Raw genomic sequence first — 264 nt, 5'->3', positions numbered from 1 at the left:
ACCTGAACATGAAGTTTATTTTGCGTTAAATCCTACTTTTTTAAGATACGGTAGTAGTTCTTCAAATTTCTCTTGATTCTGTAGCATTTCAGCAATTCGAACAGCAAATTGTGCATAGCTTTCGGTACCTTGAGAGTACTTACTCATGTCAGCAAGTTCTGACAGTTTATTAGCAAACAAATGGCGTTGTGCATCGGTCATTTTTGAGAAAAGATCAAGGGGAGTTGGACTTTCACTATTGGCAGCAACCACTTTCTTTGGCTT

General features: G+C 37.9%; 1 pseudogene. It reads right to left on the bottom strand.

Annotated elements, in window-relative coordinates:
* Positions 1-15: 15 nt before the first annotated feature.
* Positions 16-264: pseudogene (locus RR876_RS17440) on the bottom strand (RepB family plasmid replication initiator protein); the annotation flags it as partial.

Origin of the sequence: Acinetobacter sp. (genome assembly GCF_036666595.1) — a bacterium.
Lineage (GTDB): Bacteria > Pseudomonadota > Gammaproteobacteria > Pseudomonadales > Moraxellaceae > Acinetobacter.
Note: the sequence above shows the minus strand (reverse complement) of the source record. Positions and strands in the feature narration are given on the sequence as shown.